Genomic DNA, 19,332 nt, shown 5'->3' with positions numbered 1-19,332 from the left:
GGACTCCAAGGTGATCGTCGCCATCAACAAGGACGAGGAGGCGCCGATCTTCCAGGTCGCCGACTACGGCCTCGTCGGCGACCTCTTCACAATCCTGCCCGAACTCGAAAAGGCGCTGTGATCCAGCAGAGCCCGTAGACAATCGCAGGCCGGGGTGGCGAAAGCCGCTCCGGCCTCGTTGCGTCATGCTCCCGTTTCGGCATTCCGTGGCACAGGGTTCGACTTTGCAGGCTTCCGCTGCGCAAAATTTACGCAGCGCTCTGGACGAAAGCCGCGCAAGCCCTTTAGTGTGCACTGCAAAATGACCAAGGGCGAAAGACCCAGGACGGGACCAGTGCAATGAGCAACATCGAAACGGTCGGCATCGTCGGCGCGGGCCAGATGGGCAGCGGCATCGCCCATGTTTCGGCGCTCGCCGGCTACGACGTGCTTCTCTACGACATCTCGCCTGAGCGCATCGAGAAGGGCATCGCCACGATCAACGGCAACATGGCGCGCCAGGTGGCGGGCGGCAAGCTGGCGGAGGCCGAGCGGCAGCAGGGGATCGCACGCATCTCGGCGGCGCCGGCGCTCAGCGACCTGGCAGCGGCCGACCTGGTGATCGAGGCGGCCACCGAGGACGAGAGCGTCAAGCGCAAGATCTATGCGCAGCTCTGCCCGCAGCTCAATCCGGAGGCGATCCTCGCCACCAACACCTCGTCGATCTCCATCACGCGCCTTGCCGCGGCGACGGACCGGGCCGAGCGCTTCATCGGCATCCACTTCATGAATCCGGTGCCGTTGATGAAGCTGGTGGAGCTGGTGCGCGGCATCGCCACCGACAATTTGACGTTCGAGTCGGCTAAGGAGTTCGTCCGGCGCCTCGACAAGACGACCACCGTCTCGGAGGATTTCCCGGCCTTCATCGTCAACCGCATCCTGCTGCCGATGATCAACGAGGCCATCTACACGCTCTACGAGGGCGTCGGCACGGTGGAGGCGATCGATACGGCCATGCGGCTCGGCGCCAACCACCCGATGGGGCCGCTGCAACTCGCCGACTTCATAGGCCTCGACACCTGCCTGTCGATCATGCAGGTGCTGCATGACGGACTGTCGGACACGAAATACCGGCCGTGCCCGCTGCTGGTGAAATATGTCGAGGCCGGCTGGCTCGGCCGCAAGAGCGGCCGCGGCTTCTACGACTACCGCGGCGAGCATCCGGTGCCGACGCGATAGTGCGCCGGGGACAGTTTGCGCAGGGGACAGTTTACTTTTTTCGGCCCGCGCGACTTCTGAAAACTGCTGCGGCTTTTCTGCCGAAAGAAAGTAAACTGTCCCCGGCACCTGCGGCGCGGCGGCGGTCGACGTCACCCGCCCTTGCGCGCCAGCTCGATCACCCGCCTGGCGTCGTCGCCCGCCCATTCGGCGGGACCGTTCATGTGGGCGAGCAGGCAGCCCTCTTCGTCGATCAGCAGCGTCACCGGCAGGCCGAGGGCCAGGCCGCGCCGCTTGAGGTCGCTGAAGAGGTCGAGCGTGTTGTCGCGGTAGTAGGCGAGCGCGCCGATCTTTTCCTCCTCCAGGAATTTCTTCGGCTTCGAGTCGTCACCGGTGTCGACGTTGACGGCGATCACCTCGAAACCGTCGTCGCCGGCACCTTTCTGCAACGCGTCGAGCGCCGGCATCTCGGCGCGGCAGGGCGCGCACCAGGTGGCCCACAGATTCATCAGCACGATCTTGCCGGCACGGTCGGCCAGCGTCATCGGCTTGCCGTCGGGGTCGTTGAAGGCGAGGCTCTTCAGCGACTGCGGCGGGTCGGCCGGCAGCAGCGCGGCGACGTCGCCGGTGGCGGCCGCGGCAACGGTCTTCGCCCGCTCGGCCTTGACCGCGCAGGCATCGGGAGGGCTGGCCGGATCCGACGCGGCCGTTCCGGCGGCCTGGCCGGACGTTGCGGTGACGTCCGCGGATGGCGCCGCCGGCGTGTTGCCAGAGAAGCCTCCGCTGACATATACCGCCACCGCGCCGGCCAGCGCGCCGGCAACCATGGCGGTCAGGATGGCGCGCCAGGCGGGAATCATTTTTCTTTGCTTGCCGTCAGACATCTTTCGAAAATCTCCGGAGCCCGGGTAGCACGATGAGCGACGACAACGCCAGCAACGCGATGTGGGGTGGACGTTTTGCCTCGGGTCCGGCCGCGGTGATGGAGGCGATCAACGCCTCGATCGGCTTCGACAGAAAACTCTACGCCCAGGACATACGCGGCTCGCTGGCGCATGCCGAGATGCTCGCGGCAACGGGCATCATTTCCACCGCCGATCAAGACAAGATCGCTCACGGCCTGAACACGATCCTGAAAGAGATCGAGAGCGGCGCCTTCGCGTTCTCCACCGCGCTCGAAGACATCCACATGAATGTCGAGGCGCGGCTGGCCGAGCTGATCGGGCCGGCCGCGGGCCGCCTGCACACGGCGCGCTCGCGCAACGACCAGGTCGCCGTCGACTTCCGCCTCTGGGTCAAGGACGAGCTTTTCCGGGTCGCCGAGGCGCTGAAGGGGCTGATCGCCGTGTTCCTGACGCGGGCGGAAGAGCATGCGGCCACCGTCATGCCCGGCTTTACCCATATGCAGTCGGCGCAGCCGGTGACCTTCGGCCACCACTGCATGGCCTATGTCGAGATGTTTTCGCGCGACCTGTCGCGGGTGCGCGACGCCATCCAGCGCATGGATGAATCGCCGCTGGGGGCGGCGGCGCTCGCCGGCACCGGCTTTCCGATCGACCGGCACAGGACCGCCAAGGCGCTCGGTTTTCGCGAGCCGACGCGCAATTCGCTGGACAGCGTCTCCGACCGCGACTTCGCCCTGGAGTTTTTGTCGATCGCCGCGATATCAGCGACGCACCTGTCGCGGCTGGCGGAAGAAATCGTCATCTGGTCGACGCCGCAGTTCGGCTTCGTAAAACTGTCCGATTCCTTCTCGACCGGCTCCTCGATCATGCCGCAGAAGAAGAACCCGGACGCCGCCGAGCTGGTGCGCGCCAAGACCGGCCGGGTCAACGGCCACCTGATCGGGCTGCTGACCGTCATGAAGGGCCTGCCGCTGACCTATTCCAAGGACATGCAGGAAGACAAGGAGGCCGTCTTCGACGCTGCCGAGACACTCGACCTGATGCTCGCCGCCATGACCGGCATGGTCGGCGACATGACGGTCGACGCGGACGCCATGAAGAAGGCTGCGGGCTCCGGCCATTCGACGGCCACCGACCTCGCCGACTGGCTGGTGCGCCGGCTTAACCTGCCGTTCCGCGAGGCGCACCACGTCACCGGCCGCGCCGTGGCGCTGGCGGAGGCGCGCAAGACCACGCTGGCGAAGCTGCCGCTCGAGGAACTGCAGGCGATCCATCCCGGCATCACCGCCGACGTGTTCTCGGTGCTGTCGGTACAGAAATCGGTCAATAGCCGCAAATCCTTCGGCGGCACCGCGCCGGCCGAGGTGCGCCGGCAGGTGCGCTACTGGAAGAAGCGGCTGGCGAAGGGGTGAGGGATCGGAATGAAAGCCGATGAAATTTGTGACCGGTACGGCCATCTCCAGTCCGGCCTCAGCTTGAAGCTGCTCCCGGCAGATGGAGATTGTGAGGCAACAATCCTTATCGAGGGACCATCGCGGGCGCTGCATCTCCTAGCCGACCTTTTGATGGCGGTTGCGGACGAGAAGGAGAATGATGGGTTTGGATTGGGACCGCGAGGTGCCGGAAGCTTCCATTTCTCGAAAACGTCCGAGTTCGGCGTTTACATTCATCGCCTGGACGAATAGCCGCTTGCTTTCGAAGCCGTCAGGATGCGAATGCAGCAAATGAGCCTCTACGGACGGACTGGACCATGACCGAAAACAGAATACTCGCTGCGTTCGTACTGGCGACGGTGTTGGTCACGGCGGCTGCCTGCGGCCGCAAGTCCGACCTCGACACGCCCTATGATGCGGCGGTGCAGGCGCGCAAGGATGCGGAGAGGGCAGGGGAGCCGCTGCCGCCCGAGCCGCGAAAGCCGGTTGCCGACAAGCCGTTCATCCTGGACCGGCTGATCCAGTAGCTTTTGTCGTTTCGCTTGGCGGTTATCTTGGCGCTCCTTCGCACCCCCCTCTGTCCTGCCGGACATCTCCCCCGCAAGGGGGGAGATCGGCCGGCCGCTTGGGTTCCGCCGATCGCCAACACTGCAGAAGGGGCTAAGACGGCGAAGCTGCCAATCTCCCCCCTTGCGGGGGAGATGTCCGGCAGGACAGAGGGGGGTGCGAAGGAGCGCCCGGTTTCGACTGTAATCCAGGCGCTTGCGGCCCAATGAACCACTTCGAATTCCGCGACGGCGTGCTGCATGCCGAGGATGTGCCGGTGCCGGAGATCGCGCGGTCGGTCCGCACGCCGTTCTACTGCTATTCCACGGCGACGCTGGAGCGGCATTTCAGCGTCTTCAGCAAATCCTTCACCGGCCTCGACACGCTGGTCTGCTATGCGATGAAGGCCAACTCCAACCAGGCCGTCATCGCCACGCTTGCCAGGCTCGGCGCCGGCGCCGACGTCGTCTCGGAAGGCGAGATGCGGCGGGCGCTCGCCGCCGGCATTCCGGCGGGCAAGATCCTGTTCTCCGGCGTCGGCAAGACGGCGCGCGAGATGGATTTCGCGCTGGCCGCCGGCATCCTCTGCTTCAACGTCGAATCCGAGCCCGAGCTGGAGCTGCTGTCGCAGCGGGCGGTCGCCGCCGGCAAGGTCGCGCCGGTGTCGCTCAGGATCAACCCCGACGTCGACGCGAAGACGCACAAGAAGATCTCGACCGGCAATGCCGAGAACAAGTTCGGCATTCCCCGCCAGCGGGCCCGCGCCGTCTATGCCCGCGCCGCCAGCCTGCCGGGGCTGAAGGTGACCGGCATCGACATGCATATCGGCAGCCAGATCACCGACCTGCAGCCCTTCGACGATGCCTTCGCGCTGCTGTCCGAACTGGTGACGACACTGCGCGCCGACGGGCATGCGATCGAGCACGTCGATTTCGGCGGCGGCCTCGGCGTGCCCTATCGCGCCGACAACGACCCGCCGCCGCATCCCGACGCCTATGCCGATATCATCCGCCGCCATGCCGGCCATCTCGGCGTGAAGGTTATGTTCGAGCCCGGCCGGCTGATCGTCGCCAATGCCGGCATCCTCGTCTCCGAGGTGATCTATGTGAAGGAAGGCGACGCCCGCAACTTCCTGATCGTCGACGCGGCGATGAACGACCTTATCCGCCCGACGCTCTACGACGCCTTCCACGAGATCTTTCCGGTGGCGCGCCGGCCGGTCGACGCGCCGCGCATGGTGGTCGACATCGTCGGTCCGGTCTGCGAGACCGGCGACTATCTCGGCCTGTCACGCGACCTGCCGCGGCTGGAGGCCGGCGACCTGATCGCCGTCGGCACCGCCGGCGCCTATGGCGCGGTGCAGGCCGGCACCTATAACTCGCGGCTACTGGTGCCGGAGGTGCTGGTCAAGGGCGATGCGTTCCACCTGGTGCGGCCGCGGTCGACCTACGAGGAACTGATCGGGCTGGATTCGCTGCCCGAGTGGCTGTGAGCGGCAGGTCGAACCGTCCGATCGGCTCTCCGGACGCCGCGAATGCCTGGCGGCGCGCCGGAAACAAATCCCGGCCGAAAGCGTTCGAGGCGTAAGCGCCGGCGGTGCCGGCATCACGATTGTGTAACCGCCTCGCCTTTGCCGTGTTTGCTGGTATCCTTGCGAGTCGGTGCCGGGTGACCCCGGCCGCAGCCGGAAAGGCCGATGACCGAAGCGCCCGAGAAGCCGCGGATTTCCAGACACCTCACGCAGACGCGGCTGACGACGCGCGCCACCATGGCGCTCGAACGGCTGTGGCCGCTGGTCCTGCCGCTGCTCGTCACGCTCAGCCTGTTCGCCAGCCTGTCCTGGTTCGGCCTGTTCCGGATGATGCCCGACTGGGCGCGCTTCGGCGTGCTGGCGGCGTTCGCCGCGGCCGCGATCGGCTCGCTCATCCTGCTGCGCCGCTATCGCGCCCCGACGGCCGCGGAGATCGACCGGCGCATCGAGGCGGCCAACGCGCTCGTGCACACGCCCCTGCGGGCGCAGACCGACAAGCCGACCGGCCGGCAGGACGGTTTCGCCGATGCGCTGTGGCGCGAGCACCAGCGGCGCATGGCGGCCAGGCTCGACGGCGTCGGCAGCGACCTGCCGCGCACCGGCGTTCCGCAGCGCGACCCCTGGGGTTTCCGCGCCGCGGCGGCGCTGCTTCTGGTGACGGCCTTCGCGTTCTCCTTCGGCCCGCGCGGCGGCTCTGTGGACGACGCCTTCCGCGCTGTCGCCTTCGCCGAAACCATCCCGCCGCGCATCGACGCCTGGGTCACGCCCCCCGCCTATACCGGCAGGGCGCCGATCTTCCTGAGCGCCGCCAACAATGCCGAGACCCCGGTCTTCACCGTGCCCGAGAACAGCGACGTGACGCTGCGGGTCACCGGCGGATCGGGGGCGGAGGCGCTGTTCTTCGCCGATGCCGCCGGTACGCAGCGCGAGATCAAGCCTTCCGGCACCGAGACCGGTGGCGAAGCGGCCGCACCCGCACCGGCGGCCGTGCCGTCCGTCGCCGGAGCATCCGCGGCGCGCCAGTTCACCGGGAAGCTGACAGCCGATGGCGTGCTGTCGCTGCAATCCGACGGGCGCGAGCTCGACAACTGGGCTTTCGCGGTGACGCCCGACAAGCCGCCGGTCATCCGTTTCTCGGGCGAGCCGAGACGTGCGGTGAACGGCGCCTTCGAGCTGCATTACGAGGTCGAGGACGATTACGGTGCGGCTTCCGCCAAGGCCGACTTCGCGCTGGAGGAGGCACCCGCCCCGGATGCCCGTCCGCTCTACAATGCGCCGGAGATGCCGCTCACGGTGCCGCGGCGCGGCAGCCCGGACGTCGCCCAGAAGGCGACGCGCGACCTTACCGAACATGTCTGGGCGGGCAGCCGCATCAAGCTGGCGCTGTCGGCGGCGGACGACGCCGGCCAGGAGGCGAAGACGGAGACCAAGACCATCGTCCTGCCGGAGCGACCCTTCACCAATCCGCTCGCCGGGGCCGTCGTCGAGCTGCGCAAGATCTTCTCGCTCGACGCCAACCAGAAGCAGCATGTCCTCGACCTGATCGACGCGGTCACGCTGCGGCCCGAGGACACCTTCGACAATCCGTCGCACTATCTCGGCCTGATGGCCGGCCGCACCAGCCTCAAGCTGGCGCAGACCGACGAGGCGCTGCGCGAAGTCGCCGACTATTTCTGGAACATGGCGCTGCAGATCGAGGACGGCGACCTGTCCAATGCCGAGAAGCGGCTGCGCCAAGCGCAGGAGGCGCTGAAGCAGGCGCTGCGCGACGGCGCCAGCGACGAGGAGATCGACCGGCTGATGAAGGAACTGCGGCAGGCGATGAACGAGTTCCTGCGCGAGTTCGCCGAGCGGGCCGCGCGCGATCCGAACATGGCCATGCAGCAGCCGCAGCCCGGCCAGGAACTCAGCCAGCGCGATCTCGAGCGCATGATGGATCAGATCGAGAATCTTGCGAAATCCGGCAACCGCCAGCAGGCGGAGGAACTGCTTTCGCAGCTGCAGGACATGATGAACAATTTGCAGGCGGGCCGCCAGCAGCAGCAGGGTGAAAGCGGCCAGCAGAGCGAGATGCGCGAGCAGATGAACAAGCTCGGCGAGATCATGCGGCGCCAGCAGGAGATGATGAACGAGACCTTCCGCATGGACCAGCAGCAGCGCGGGCAGGAGCGCGGCGAGCAGTTCGGCGAAGAGCAGGGCGAACAGGGCGACCAGCGTGGCCAGCAGCAAGGCCAGGGCATGACGCCCGAGGAATTCGCCGATGCCATGCGGCAGCTCCAGCAGGGCCAGGGGCAGCTGCAGGGCGATCTCGAATCGCTGATGAAGGGGCTTGAGGGCATGGGCATCCAGCCGGGCCAGGGGTTCGGCGAGGCCGGCGAGGCGATGGGGCAGGCCGAGGGCGCGCTGGGCCAGTCCGACGGCGGCCGCGCCGTCGGCGAGCAGGGCCGGGCGCTGGAGGCGCTGCGCCGCGGCGCACAGGACATGATGCAGCAGATGCAGCAGGCCATGGAAGGCGACCAGGGCGGCGGCCAGGAAGGCGGGCGCCAGCAGAACGCCGACCGCGACCCGCTCGGCCGGCCGCGCGCCACCACCGGCCCGGATTTCGGCAATTCGGTGAAGGTTCCCGACGAGATCGACGTGCAGCGGGCCCGCCAGATCCTCGATGCGATCCGCAAGCGTCTCGGCAACGCGCTCAGCCCCGAGCTGGAGCGCAGCTACCTCGAGCGGCTGCTCAAGCTGCAGTAGGCGTCGAGAAGGCTTCGAGGGTGTTTGGCGCTCCTCCAGGGGGGCCCCGTCCTCACACCCCGACCCCGCTGCGGAACGCCTCCCGGATCGCCTCCGCCATGCCGTCGATCGTCGCACCCGTCGCACTCGGCTTGCGGCGCAGCACGACGCGGGCGGCGTCGATGGGCGGGAACCCTTCGGCGGCCGTGAGTTCGCGGCAGCCCTCCGGAATATTGCTGCGCGACAGCGGCGCCACCGCCAGGCCGGCGGTCGCGGCGAGCTTCAGCCCGCCGCTGGTGTCGCTCGTATAGGCGATGCGATAGGCGATGCCGCGGCTCTCCAGCGACTTCGCCACGAAGGTCTGGCACCAGGCCGAGTTCTGGTAGAAGGCAACCGGCAGCGGGACCTCCTCGTGGCGCGGATTCAGCGTCGAGGTGACCCACACCGTGGGATCGGCCATCAGGATCTCGCCGTCGGAGAAATCGTCCCACTCGAACACCACCGCAAGGTCCAGTTCGCCCGCCTCCAATGCCGCGTTCTGGGTAGCCGAATGGGCGAAGCGGACGGTGATCTCGACGCGCGGATGCCGCTTGGCGAACTCGCCCAGCGCATGCGCCACAACCGTGAAGCCGTATTCCTCGGGTATGCCGATGCGGACCGGGCCGTCGAGCGGCGCCGTGCGCAGCGACAGCGCCGTCTCGTCCAGCAGCGAGACGATGCGGCGGGCATTGCCGATGAGCGATTCGCCGCGGCGGGTCAGCTTGACGCCGCGGGAGCCGCGCTCGAACAGCACGTCGCCGACCATGCCCTCGAGCTTGCGGATCTGCATGGAGACGGCGGACTGGGTGCGCCCCATCCTGTCGGCGGCGCGGGTCACGTTGCCGGTCTCGGCGACTGCGACAAAGCTGCGCAACAGATCGCTGTCGAGATTCACAGGCCTTCCTCACCATAAGCGCTGCTGATGGCAGGCATCATTCCTATTCGTTTCCTGCATGTCAATTCGGACTGATAAGGTGACTGCGCAAACTCCGGACAGCCGTCGGCCTGTCCGACGTACGGTCCTCACTCGGCCCGCGATCGTTACGGTCGCGGGTTCTTTTTTGTTGCGCCGGCCGTCTTCACTGCGCCACATCGACTTCTTACGTGCAGGCGGGCGGATCAACCGCCGACCGGAGTTCAGCGTGCAGGCCAGAAGAACCAAAAAGCGTGCCCTCCTCGTCGTCAACCCGCGCGCCCGCCGCGGCACCGGCACGATCGCGGCAGCGGTCAAGCTGCTGGAAGAATCGGGACTGGACGTCGACGAGGTGAAGGTCGGCGAGGGCGAAACCATCGCTGACGTCATCCGACGCGCCGCCGACGGGGTCGATCTGGTGATCGTCGGCGGCGGCGACGGGACGCTGAACGCCGCCGCGCCGGCCCTTGTCGAGACCGGGCTGCCGCTCGGCGTGCTGCCGCTCGGCACGGCCAACGACTTCGCCCGCACCCTTTCCATACCGCCCGACCTGGCCAAGGCTGCCGAGATCATAGCGACCGGGCGGCTGCGCGATTTCGATCTCGGCGAGGTCAACGGCCATCTGTTCTTCAACGTGGCCAGCATCGGCTTCAGCGCCGAACTCGCCGCCGAACTCACCGAAAAGGCCAAGAAGCGCTGGGGGGTGGTTGGTTATGCGATCGTCGCCGCGCGGATCCTGCTGCGCTCGCGGCTGTTCACCGCCCATGTCGACCATGACGGCACCACCGAGCGCATCCGCACCATGCAGATCTCGGTGGGAAACGGCCGTCATTACGGCGGCGGCATGACCGTGGAGGAGACCGCCACCGCCGAGGACGGCAAGCTTGACCTCTACAGCCTCGAGGTCGACCACTGGTGGCGGCTGCTGGCACTGCTGCCCAGCCTGCGCAAGGGCACGCAGGGCAAGTGGGACGATGTGCGCGCCTTCCAGACCACGGAGGTGACGATCCGCACCAGCCGGCCGCGGCCTGTCAATACGGACGGGGAGCTGTCCGCCTACACGCCGGCGCATTTTCGCATCCTGACCAAGGCGATCCGGGTGTTCGCGCCACCGCCCGAGGCGCTGGCGAAGCCCGCGCCTTAGCAAACAGTCCTCAGGCGTCGCCCTTGACCACGCCGACGAAGGGCAGTTCGCGGAAGGCGTGCGCGACGTCCATACCGTAGCCGACGACGAAATAATCGGGGCAGTCGAAGCCGACATAGTCGGCGTTGAGCGTGGTCTGCCGGCGCATGCGCTTGTCGAGCAGCACGGCGATGGAGCAGCTCCTGGCTCCGCGCGACAGCATCAGCTCGCGGGTGAAGCGCAGCGTCTTGCCCGATTCGAGGATGTCGTCGATCAAAAGCACATCGCGGCCCTTCACCTCGTTGTCGATGTCGCGCAGCACCTTGACCTCGCCGCTGGTGGTGCCGGCGCCGTAGCTGGAGATGAAGATGAACTCGACCTCGGGCGACAGGCCGACATCGTGCATGGCGCGGATCAGGTCGGCCGCGAAGACGAACGATCCCTTCAGGATCGAGATGACCAGGAGGTCGTGATAGTCGTGCTCGGCGATCTCCTTGGCGAGCTCCAGGTTGCGGCGGGCGATCGCCGAGGCGCTGAACAGCACCTCGATCTCTTTGTTGCGAACCACCGGCATCGGCTGATCCTCACTCGGCAAAAGTCACGGACACGGATTTCACCCCGTTTCTAGGCACGTCGAGCCGGCTCGAAAAGGCAAAACGTTCGCCGGGGCCGAGGCTGCGCGACACTGTCCCCAGCTTGTAGCGCGTGACCGTCCCGTCAAGCCCCGCCACGCGGATTTCCAGGGGCGGCAGCTCCGCCCGCGCCGCGCCGTCATTGCCGGCCTCGCCGTCGACGCGCAGCAGCGGTCTTGGGCCCGACAGATCGACGCGCGAGACGACGCCGGACAAGGTCAGGGCGGCCGGCTGCGCGCCCGGGTCCCGCGGATGCAGCAGCGCATGGCCGCCGGAGACCCAGAAGGCCAGCGCCACGACCATCAGCCCCGCCGTCCAGAAGACGGTCCCGCCCGGCTTGGTGAACGGAGCCGCGGCCGGCGTCCCTGCCGCCAGGAATGCCAGGCCGCCGCGTGCGGCACTCGGCAGCGCGGTCGATGATGTCCCGGCAATGGCCACCGTCTCGAACTCGGCCTCCACGACGTCGGAGCCGGCGAGCGGAAAGGGCTGGCCGGCGCCGTTCCGGCGCGCAGCCATGATTTCGCCGGAAACCGGGCGTGCGGTGCGCCACTCGGCCATGCGCTTCTCCTCTCTGCCGCCGGGGCGAACGGAGTTGGTCGCAGCCATATCACCGCTTCTGGCTTAACCGCCGGTTAACCATGCAGGCGGATGGTCGATTCGAACGAAAGGCCCGCCGGCGGGCCGGGGAAAGCACGAGTTTCAGCCTTGATCCGCTTCGAAAATGTCGGCTTGCGCTACGGGATGGGCCCGGAGATCCTGCGGGACATCTCCTTCCAGATCCCGCCGAGCTCGTTCCAGTTCCTGAGCGGGCCGTCGGGTGCCGGCAAGACCACCTTGCTGCGGCTGCTGTTCATGTCGCTGAAGCCGACGCGCGGGCTGATCAATGTCTTCGGCAAGGATCGCTCGCGCATCACCCGGCAGGAACTGCCGCTGATGCGCCGGCGCATCGGCATCGTCTTCCAGGATTTCCGCCTGCTCGACCACATGACCACCTACGAGAACGTCGCGCTGCCGCTGCGCGTGCGCGGACGCGAGGAGGCGAGCTATCGCGCCGACGTGTCGGAACTGCTGAAATGGGTCGGGCTGGGCGAGCGCATGCATGTGCTGCCGCCGGTGCTGTCGGGCGGCGAGAAGCAGCGCGCGGCGATCGCCCGGGCGCTGATCGAGCAGCCGGAAATCCTGCTCGCCGACGAGCCGACCGGCAATGTCGATCCGCCATTGGCGCGCCGTCTGCTCAGGCTGTTCATCGAGCTCAACCGACTCGGCACCGCGGTCGTCATCGCCACGCATGACCTTGCCCTGATGGACCAGGTCGACGCCCGCCGCATGATCCTCTCCGGCGGGAGGCTCGACATCTATGATTGACATGCCGGTGGAGGTCACGGCGGAGACGCCTCAGGCCACGGCGGCGGGACGCGGGCGGACACGCCGCGCACCGGCGCCGATCGTGCCGGCCACCGGCGTCGCCGGCCGCGCGCTGGTGCTGGTGATCGCCATCATGACCTTCCTGTCCTGCCTGACGCTGGGGGCGGTCACGTTGGTGCGCGATACCGCGGCGGTGTGGCAGAACCAGATCGCCCGCGAGGCGACGATCCAGATCAAGCCGTCGGACGGGCTGGACATGGAGGGCGCTCTCGCGGAGGCGGCGCGCCTGGCCGGCCAGGCGCGCGGCGTGACCGGCGCGCGCATCGTCGACCGTGCCGCCACCGCGCGGCTGCTGGAGCCGTGGCTGGGTTCCGGGCTGAACCTGGACGAGCTGCCGGTGCCGCGCCTCGTGGTGGTGACGGTGGACCGCACGAACCCGCCCGATTTCGCAGCCCTGCGGGCGGAGCTCGCCGCGAAGATACCGTCGAGCTCGCTCGACGACCACCGCACCTGGGTCGACCGGCTGGTGGCGATGGCACGCACGACGGTGATGCTCGGGGCTGCCGTGCTGGTGCTGATGCTGTCGGCGACGGTGCTGACGGTGGTGTTCGCCACGCGCGGCGCGATGGCCGGCAACGGGCACATTATCGAGGTGCTGCATTTCGTCGGCGCCGAGGCGAAATTCATCGCGGCGGAGTTCCGCCGCCATTTCCTGCTCACCGGCATGAAGGGCGCGGCGGCGGGCGGCATTGCCGCCATCGTGGTGTTCATCGGCTTCTCGTTCTGGTCCAGCCGCAACCTGGCGACGCCGGAAGGCGACCAGGCGGCCGCGCTGTTCGGCGATTTCGCCATCGGTGCGGCCGGCTATGCCGGCGTGGCGCTGATCGTGCTGGTGATCGGAGCGCTGACGGCGGCCACGTCGCACGTCACCGTCGTCGCCTATCTGAACGACCTCGAGATCCGGCAGCCGGACGGATGACGCGCGGAACGCACCCGCGATGCGCGCAACGCTGTCATTCCGCGCGAATCGGAGCTATCCATTGATGATGCTGGAAGCGATTTCCACTGATTCCCGCAGGCGCCATGGCCGCGGGCGCGGAGCCGGCTCCCTGTTGCGCCTGGCGGCGTCGGCGACGGTGGGCGTCGCCGTGCTTTTCCTCTGCGGCTTCGGCCTGTTCGCGCAGCATGTCAGCATGCTGTCGACGCCGAAGGACGTGGCGCCGGCCGATGCGATCATCGTGCTCACCGGCGGCCAGGCGCGGCTCGACACGGCACTCGGCCTGCTGCAATCGGGCAAGGGCAAGCGGCTGCTGATCAGCGGCGTGCATCCGGCGGCGAGCCGCGAATCGCTGCGCGCGGCGACCGGAGGCGACCGCGGACTGTTCTCCTGCTGCGTGGACATCGACCATGCCGCGCTCGACACGATCGGCAACGCCGAGGAAAGCGCCAAATGGATGGAGAACCACGCCTACGGCCGGGTGATTCTCGTCACCAACAACTATCACATGCCGCGCAGCCTGCTGGAGATGGAGCGGCTCGTCGACGGCGCCGAGCTGGAGCCCTATCCGGTGGTGACGAGCCGCCTGAACGGCGGCCAGTGGCTGACCAAGCCGGCGGCGCTGCGGGTGATGTTCACGGAATACACGAAATACGTCGCGGCCCTTGCGCGAACCGCCCTGCCGGCCAATGCGATGGCGCATGACGAGATTCACACCGCCACCATCCCGACGCCGGTGCCGGCGCCGCGCTGAACCGGCCGCACGTCGTCACACGCCCGGCCTCGTCTGGCCGCGGCGCCGTTGTGCAACGGCGGGTCGCTGATGTAGGAACGCGGAAACCCCGCAGGACCCTCGGCCCTTCATGCTCGTCATCCGATCGCTGCTGTTCAACGCCGTCTTCTATGTGAACCTGATCGCCCAGATGATCCTGTGGGCGCCGCTGTTCTTCCTGATGCCGCGCAAGCAGGCGTGGTTCGTGCCGAAATTCTGGGCGCGTTCCAGCCTGTGGCTGCACCACAGGTTGGCCGGGACGAAGAATGAGATTACCGGCCTCGAGAACCTGCCGGACGGCTCCTTCATCCTGGCGCCGAAGCACCAGTCGTTCTGGGACGCGATCGCCTTCTTCCCCTGCCTTCGCGACCCGCTCTACATCTTGAAGCGCGAGCTCACCTGGATACCGTTCTTCGGCTGGTACATCCTCAAGATGCGGCTGATCCCGGTCGACCGCGGCAGCCGCTCGCGGGCGCTGAAGAAGGTCGTGGCCGACACCAGGCGGGAGATGGCGGAAGACCGCCAGCTCATCATCTATCCGGAGGGCACCAGGCGGGCGCCCGGCGACGAGCCGCTCTACAAATACGGCATCGTCGAGCTCTACGCCCAGCTCGGCATGCCGGTCGTGCCGGTCGCCCACGTCGCCGGCCTGTTCTGGCCGCGGCGAAAGTTCCTGCGCTATCCCGGCACCATCAAGGCGCGCTTCCTGCCGCCGATCCCGGCCGGGCTCGACAAGGAGGAATTCATGCGGCGCCTGATCGCCGAGACGGAAGCCGGCTGCGACGCGCTGCTGATCGACGCGGCACGCACGCCCGGCCACCCGCCGCTGCCGCCGACCGCGGTGAAGCGGCTGGCCGAGCTCGGCGTATCGGCGTAGCTGCCCGTCCGGCATGTTTTTGCGGCAATCGGGCATGATCCGCGATCGGCTGCAGCTTGCTGTTGACGACCCTGCCTCCGACCGTATAGTCCGCAGCCGTTCAGGCCCTCGGGCTTGGCCCCTGTGGCGGAATTGGTAGACGCGGCAGACTCAAAATCTGTTGCCTTCACGGGCGTGCTGGTTCGATCCCGGCCAGGGGCACCATCCTTCTGACGGAGCGCAGCTCTGACCGCCATGCTCCAGCCGGCCGACAGCTACGATGCCCTCTATCGCGGCTTTCGCTGGTCGATCCCCGAACGCTTCAACATCGGCGTGGCGGTCTCCGACCGCTGGGCGGCGCGGGAGCCGGACCGCGTCGCGCTGCTCGAATTCAGAGGAGAAGGCGAGCCGGGCCTGCTGACCTACGGCGATCTGTCGGCCCGGTCGAACGCCCTGGCCGGAGCGATGCGGCGACTGGGCGTAGGACGGGGCGACCGCGTCGCGCTGCTCCTGCCGCAATCGTTCGAAACGGCGATCGCGCATGTCGCGATCTATAAGCTCGGTGCGATCGCAGTGCCGCTGGCGCTGCTGTTCGGCGTCGAGGCGCTCGAATACCGGCTGCAGACGGCGGGCGTGAAGGCGGTGGTCACCAACCAGGCCGGCAATGCCAAACTGGGTGCCATCCGCGGCCGGCTGCCGGACCTGGAGCTGGTCGTGTCGATCGACGGCGAGGGCGGCGGCGCGCTCGGCTTCCACCGGCTGGTCGCGGACCATCCAGCCGTGTTCGATGCCGTGGACACCGGTCCGGACGACCCAGCGATGATGATCTTCACTTCCGGAACGACCGGACCGCCCAAGGGCGCGCTGCACGGCCACCGGGTGCTGCTCGGGCATCTGCCGGGCGTGCAGTTCCATCACGAATTCCTGCCGCAGCCGGGCGACCGCCTGTGGACGCCGGCCGACTGGGCCTGGGCGGGCGGCCTGCTCAACGTGCTGTTGCCCGGCCTCTATTTCGGCGTGCCGGTGGTGTCGGGCCGCTTCGAGAAGTTCGACCCGGAGGCGGCGCTCGGCCTGGTCGAAAAAATGGGCGTGCGCAACGCCTTCATCCCGCCCACGGCGCTGAGAATGCTGAAGTCGGTCTCCGGCATCCGCAAGCGCTTCCGCCTCGACCTGCGCACCGTCGGGTCGGCCGGCGAGGCGCTGGGGCGCGAGACCTACGAATGGGCGCGCGACGAATTCGGGCTGACGGTCAACGAGTTCTACGGCCAGACCGAATGCAACATCGTGCTGTCGTCCTGCGCGGCGCTCGGCGTCAGCCGCGGCGGCGCCATCGGCAAGCCGGTGCCCGGCCACTACGTTGCCGTGATCGACGCCGAGGGGCGTCCCGTGCCGCCCGGCACGGTCGGGCAGATCGCGGTGCGGCGGCCCGATCCGGTGATGTTCCTCGGCTACTGGCAGAACGACAAGGCGACCCGCGAAAAATTCATCGGCGACTGGATGACCACCGGCGACCAGGGCATCGCCGACGGCGACGGCTACGTCCAGTTCTTCGGCCGCGACGACGACGTCATCACCTCGGCCGGCTTCCGCATCGGCCCCGGCGAGATCGAGGACTGCCTGACCGGCCACCCGGCGATCGCGCTGGCGGCCGCCGTCGGCAAGCCCGACCCACTGCGCACCGAGATCGTCAAGGCCTATGTCGTGCTGCGCGACGGGTTTTCGCCGAGCGAGGCGCTTGCCGTGGAAATCCGTGACTGGGTGCGGGTGCGCCTGTCGGCGCACGAATATCCGCGCGAGGTCGAGTTCGTCGATTCGATGCCGCTGACGACGACGGGAAAGGTCATCCGCCGGATATTTCGCGACCGGGCGCGGCGGGAGGCGGAAGATTGAAGGAAGCGGATAGAGGCGAAAGCGTTCCGTGCGGCTTGGGCTGAGTATGGCCAAACCAGAGGAGCTTATCGATAAGCTGATGTGCTGGGCCGATCGATTCACGCGGATGGAAAGAAGCGAAGCGCTACCGCAACTCCGGGATATGATCGAGGAATTCAACCTGCCGGATCGCGAATAATCGAGAGCTACGCCATCGTTGTCGTCCGGTCCGAGGCTGACCGCTCATGATCGCCGATGCGCCGGACCGGAAGTCCTGTTCCGCGCATAAATCAGCCAACTCTTCGCCTAGCGCATCCTCGGAAACCGGGGTAGGCATCATTGATGCGGGCATGACGAGAAAGGAAATTTCGATGCGTGCGGGCCTCGCCACAGTTTTGCTCACCGGTGTCTTTGCAAGCGGCGCCTCGATCGCGAGAGCGGATGTGCCGTTCTTCAATGCCACGTGTCCGGGTCATGTCGAGGTCCATGCCGACGAAGGCGGTCCGGTCTATCTGAACGGCAGCGAGGCCAAGCTCCACCGCTTCAATGCGAACTACTACGAAGCCAGCCATGGCCCGATGACCGTTTCCATTAGCGTCAATCCTGACAGCAGCGTGACGATATCCTACAGCCGCAGCGGCGGAGGAAATGGCGTCTGCCAGGTCAACGCTCACCAGCGCCACGGGCGCAAAGTTCAGCCAAGCGCACCAGCGGCGAGTCTCGAAGTGAGCATGGGCGACATGCCGCGTTTCTGCGCGGGTGAAGCGTCGGCCGCATTCGACCTGCGTCCGCCGGAGATAACGACCAACATGGCGTTCCGGATCGGCAATCGTTACGTGGTGCAAGGTTATTTCGAGGGCAGTCGGGGCACAACTTTCTTCAACTGCTATTTCAGCGATCGCGGCAAGTTCGTCGAGGTGCGGTGATCCTCTCGCCGCTTCAAGAATCGCTGCACAAAAGAGCGCCGCGCCCCCGGACCGTGTATCTTGCTATGATGCCCCATCAAGATCATTGTGCGAGATACTCGAAGTTCCCGATCGCCAACTGGTGCGGCACGAAGGTCTCGTCACCGCCTGAGCAGCCCCTTCAGACGGTTGCGCAGGATGCGCGCCATGTTGCGCGTCTCGCGATGCAGGTGGAGCTGCGAGGCGGCCTGGCGCACCAGCCGGTCGGCGGTGGGCACCATGCCGATGACGACCGTGCCCATCTTGCGGCGCTCGCTCCACAGCCGGCTCATCACCGGATGGTCGGGCACGGCGCAGGAATCGGTGGCCTCGATGTTGGGGTCGTCGAGATGCTGCTTCGTCACCTCGATCATCAGCAGCGTGCCGGGCGAGAAAGCCGCATGGGCCTCGTCATAGGCGGTCTTCCAGGTATAGGCCATGCCGGCCTCGACGAAGACGATCAGCGCCGCGATCGGCTCGCCGTCGAGGGTGAGCAGATGGACGCGGCACATGTCCTGCTCGGCGAGGCGATGGACCGCCTCGCGGGCGAAGGCGGCGCGGAAGCGGTCGATCGCCATGGCGGTGCGCTGCCGGCCCTTCCAGCCCGATGCCTCCAGGGTGAGGAAGGCCTCCAGGCCGTTGCGCACATCCTCCTCGGCGCGGGCCACGACGTGTTCCAGCCGGCCCTTGTCGGCCAGCCGGCGCTTCATCCGCCGGAACTCGCGATAGTGATGCGGGCGCAGCGCCTGCTTCAGGTAGGCGTCGCCTTCGAGGTCGCTCTGCAGGAAGGGCCGCTTCAGGTAGGCGGTGGTCTCGATCGGCAGGCCGCGAGCGTCGGCGACGGCCGTCAGCAGCGACGCGACCGGGCCGTCGAGCCGCATCTCCGGCAGGACCAGGACCTTGGGCAGCTTCAGATGCGGGCGCGACAGCATGTCGAAGAAGTCGCCGACCACGCCGGCCGGGTCGTCGCGGTCGAGCAGCGGCGTGCCCAGCGGGCCGAACGGGCTCGACCAGCTGCGCATGACCGTCACGCCGAGCGGCACCGGCGGACGCTCGATCGAAAAGGGCACGAGCAGGCGCAGGCGCGACCTCTCCTCGCCGCCGTCGCGGATGACGGCAAGCCGGACCTCGCGGTCCTCGAGGCGCGGCATGGCCGGCGCCAGGAAGCGCGGGTTGAAGAAGACGTTCGGCTCGATCGTGCGCACGCACAGATGGTCGAGCTCCTCGACCAGGCCGAAGCCAGCGGAAGCCGGGTAGATGCTGAGGCGGCGCAGCCGCTGCGGATTTTCGATGCGCTCCTCATGCGACGGCCGCTCGGCGGCGGTACCGCCCAGGCCGGCCAGCCCGGAGATCATCGCCCCCGCCGGACCGCCGCTTATCTCCTCGATCAGTGGCTGGGCGACCATCACGGGTTCCTTCCGGCGGAAAGCGGCACCGCGAAGATCACCATGGCGATCCCGAGCTTGCGCCATGCGGTGAAGGACAG

18 protein-coding genes, 1 tRNA gene and 1 pseudogene are annotated in these 19,332 nt (G+C 67.5%); 15 read left to right on the top strand and 5 right to left on the bottom strand.

What is annotated here, in order from left to right; genetic code table 11:
- Positions 1-121 (top strand): annotated as a pseudogene (locus C7I84_RS28425) (electron transfer flavoprotein subunit alpha/FixB family protein); the annotation flags it as partial.
- Between the two features lie 218 nt (positions 122-339).
- Positions 340-1,218, top strand: a complete 879-nt coding sequence (locus C7I84_RS28420; RefSeq protein ID WP_106775580.1) for a 3-hydroxybutyryl-CoA dehydrogenase — start codon at positions 340-342, stop codon at positions 1,216-1,218.
- 131 nt (positions 1,219-1,349) lie between these two features.
- Here the strand turns inward: C7I84_RS28420 and tlpA are convergent, their stop codons facing one another.
- Positions 1,350-2,081, bottom strand: coding sequence for a thiol:disulfide interchange protein TlpA (gene tlpA / locus C7I84_RS28415; RefSeq protein ID WP_106775579.1), 732 nt, complete (start codon positions 2,079-2,081; stop codon positions 1,350-1,352).
- Positions 2,082-2,113: 32 nt separating this feature from the next.
- Here tlpA and argH point away from each other — a divergent pair, with 32 nt between their 5' ends.
- From argH to C7I84_RS28385, 5 genes are all read left to right on the top strand, one after another.
- Positions 2,114-3,514 (top strand): argininosuccinate lyase, encoded by a 1,401-nt coding sequence (gene argH, locus C7I84_RS28410; protein WP_106775578.1) that lies wholly within the window; start codon positions 2,114-2,116, stop codon positions 3,512-3,514.
- A 9-nt stretch (positions 3,515-3,523) separates the two neighbouring features.
- Positions 3,524-3,787 carry a hypothetical protein gene (locus tag C7I84_RS30460; RefSeq protein ID WP_106775577.1) on the top strand — a complete coding sequence of 88 codons (264 nt, stop codon included), beginning with the start codon at positions 3,524-3,526 and terminating at the stop codon, positions 3,785-3,787.
- A gap of 65 nt (positions 3,788-3,852) precedes the next feature.
- The gene (locus tag C7I84_RS28400) at positions 3,853-4,062 is read left to right on the top strand and encodes a lipoprotein (RefSeq protein WP_106775576.1); all 210 of its coding nucleotides are present in this window, start codon (positions 3,853-3,855) and stop codon (positions 4,060-4,062) included.
- 245 nt (positions 4,063-4,307) lie between these two features.
- Entirely contained in the window at positions 4,308-5,573 is a 1,266-nt protein-coding gene (gene lysA / locus C7I84_RS28390; protein WP_106775575.1) for a diaminopimelate decarboxylase, read from the top strand.
- A 204-nt stretch (positions 5,574-5,777) separates the two neighbouring features.
- Positions 5,778-8,357 (top strand): TIGR02302 family protein, encoded by a 2,580-nt coding sequence (locus C7I84_RS28385; RefSeq protein ID WP_106775574.1) that lies wholly within the window; start codon positions 5,778-5,780, stop codon positions 8,355-8,357.
- 52 nt (positions 8,358-8,409) lie between these two features.
- Here the strand turns inward: C7I84_RS28385 and C7I84_RS28380 are convergent, their stop codons facing one another.
- Complete coding sequence (locus C7I84_RS28380) at positions 8,410-9,270, bottom strand: LysR family transcriptional regulator (RefSeq protein WP_245428652.1); 861 nt, start codon at positions 9,268-9,270, stop codon at positions 8,410-8,412.
- Positions 9,271-9,517: 247 nt separating this feature from the next.
- On the opposite strand from C7I84_RS28380, the gene C7I84_RS28375 reads away from it, so the two are divergent.
- Entirely contained in the window at positions 9,518-10,432 is a 915-nt protein-coding gene (locus C7I84_RS28375) for a lipid kinase (protein ID WP_106775573.1), read from the top strand.
- A gap of 10 nt (positions 10,433-10,442) precedes the next feature.
- Here C7I84_RS28375 and hpt read toward each other — a convergent pair whose 3' ends face one another.
- Positions 10,443-10,985: a hypoxanthine phosphoribosyltransferase gene (gene hpt, locus C7I84_RS28370; protein ID WP_106775572.1), complete on the bottom strand. Its 543-nt coding sequence runs from the start codon at positions 10,983-10,985 to the stop codon at positions 10,443-10,445.
- Positions 10,986-10,995: 10 nt separating this feature from the next.
- Complete coding sequence (locus C7I84_RS28365) at positions 10,996-11,601, bottom strand: hypothetical protein (protein WP_106775571.1); 606 nt, start codon at positions 11,599-11,601, stop codon at positions 10,996-10,998.
- Between the two features lie 147 nt (positions 11,602-11,748).
- Between C7I84_RS28365 and ftsE the strand changes: the two genes are divergently transcribed.
- From ftsE to C7I84_RS30455, 7 genes are all read left to right on the top strand, one after another.
- Entirely contained in the window at positions 11,749-12,408 is a 660-nt protein-coding gene (gene ftsE, locus C7I84_RS28360) for a cell division ATP-binding protein FtsE (RefSeq protein WP_106775570.1), read from the top strand.
- A complete protein-coding gene (locus C7I84_RS28355) occupies positions 12,401-13,387 on the top strand; it encodes a cell division protein FtsX (RefSeq protein ID WP_245428651.1) in 987 nt (328 codons plus the stop codon). Before ftsE ends, C7I84_RS28355 begins: the two co-directional genes overlap by 8 nt.
- Before the next feature lie 64 nt (positions 13,388-13,451).
- Positions 13,452-14,159 (top strand): YdcF family protein, encoded by a 708-nt coding sequence (locus C7I84_RS28350; protein WP_106775569.1) that lies wholly within the window; start codon positions 13,452-13,454, stop codon positions 14,157-14,159.
- Positions 14,160-14,268: 109 nt separating this feature from the next.
- Entirely contained in the window at positions 14,269-15,054 is a 786-nt protein-coding gene (locus C7I84_RS28345; protein ID WP_106775568.1) for a lysophospholipid acyltransferase family protein, read from the top strand.
- Positions 15,055-15,171: 117 nt separating this feature from the next.
- Positions 15,172-15,258 (top strand) — tRNA-Leu (locus C7I84_RS28340).
- A 30-nt stretch (positions 15,259-15,288) separates the two neighbouring features.
- Positions 15,289-16,923 (top strand): AMP-binding protein, encoded by a 1,635-nt coding sequence (locus C7I84_RS28335; RefSeq protein ID WP_106775567.1) that lies wholly within the window; start codon positions 15,289-15,291, stop codon positions 16,921-16,923.
- Between the two features lie 224 nt (positions 16,924-17,147).
- Positions 17,148-17,828 (top strand): hypothetical protein, encoded by a 681-nt coding sequence (locus C7I84_RS30455; protein ID WP_207771087.1) that lies wholly within the window; start codon positions 17,148-17,150, stop codon positions 17,826-17,828.
- A gap of 140 nt (positions 17,829-17,968) precedes the next feature.
- On the opposite strand, the gene C7I84_RS28325 is transcribed toward C7I84_RS30455, so the two are convergent.
- Positions 17,969-19,252, bottom strand: coding sequence for a GNAT family N-acetyltransferase (locus tag C7I84_RS28325; protein WP_106775566.1), 1,284 nt, complete (start codon positions 19,250-19,252; stop codon positions 17,969-17,971).
- Positions 19,253-19,332: the final 80 nt, after the last annotated feature.

Source organism: Kumtagia ephedrae (assembly GCF_003012745.1).
Taxonomy (GTDB): Bacteria; Pseudomonadota; Alphaproteobacteria; order Rhizobiales; family Rhizobiaceae; genus Kumtagia; species Kumtagia ephedrae.
This window is presented reverse-complemented; position numbering and strand designations above follow the sequence as displayed.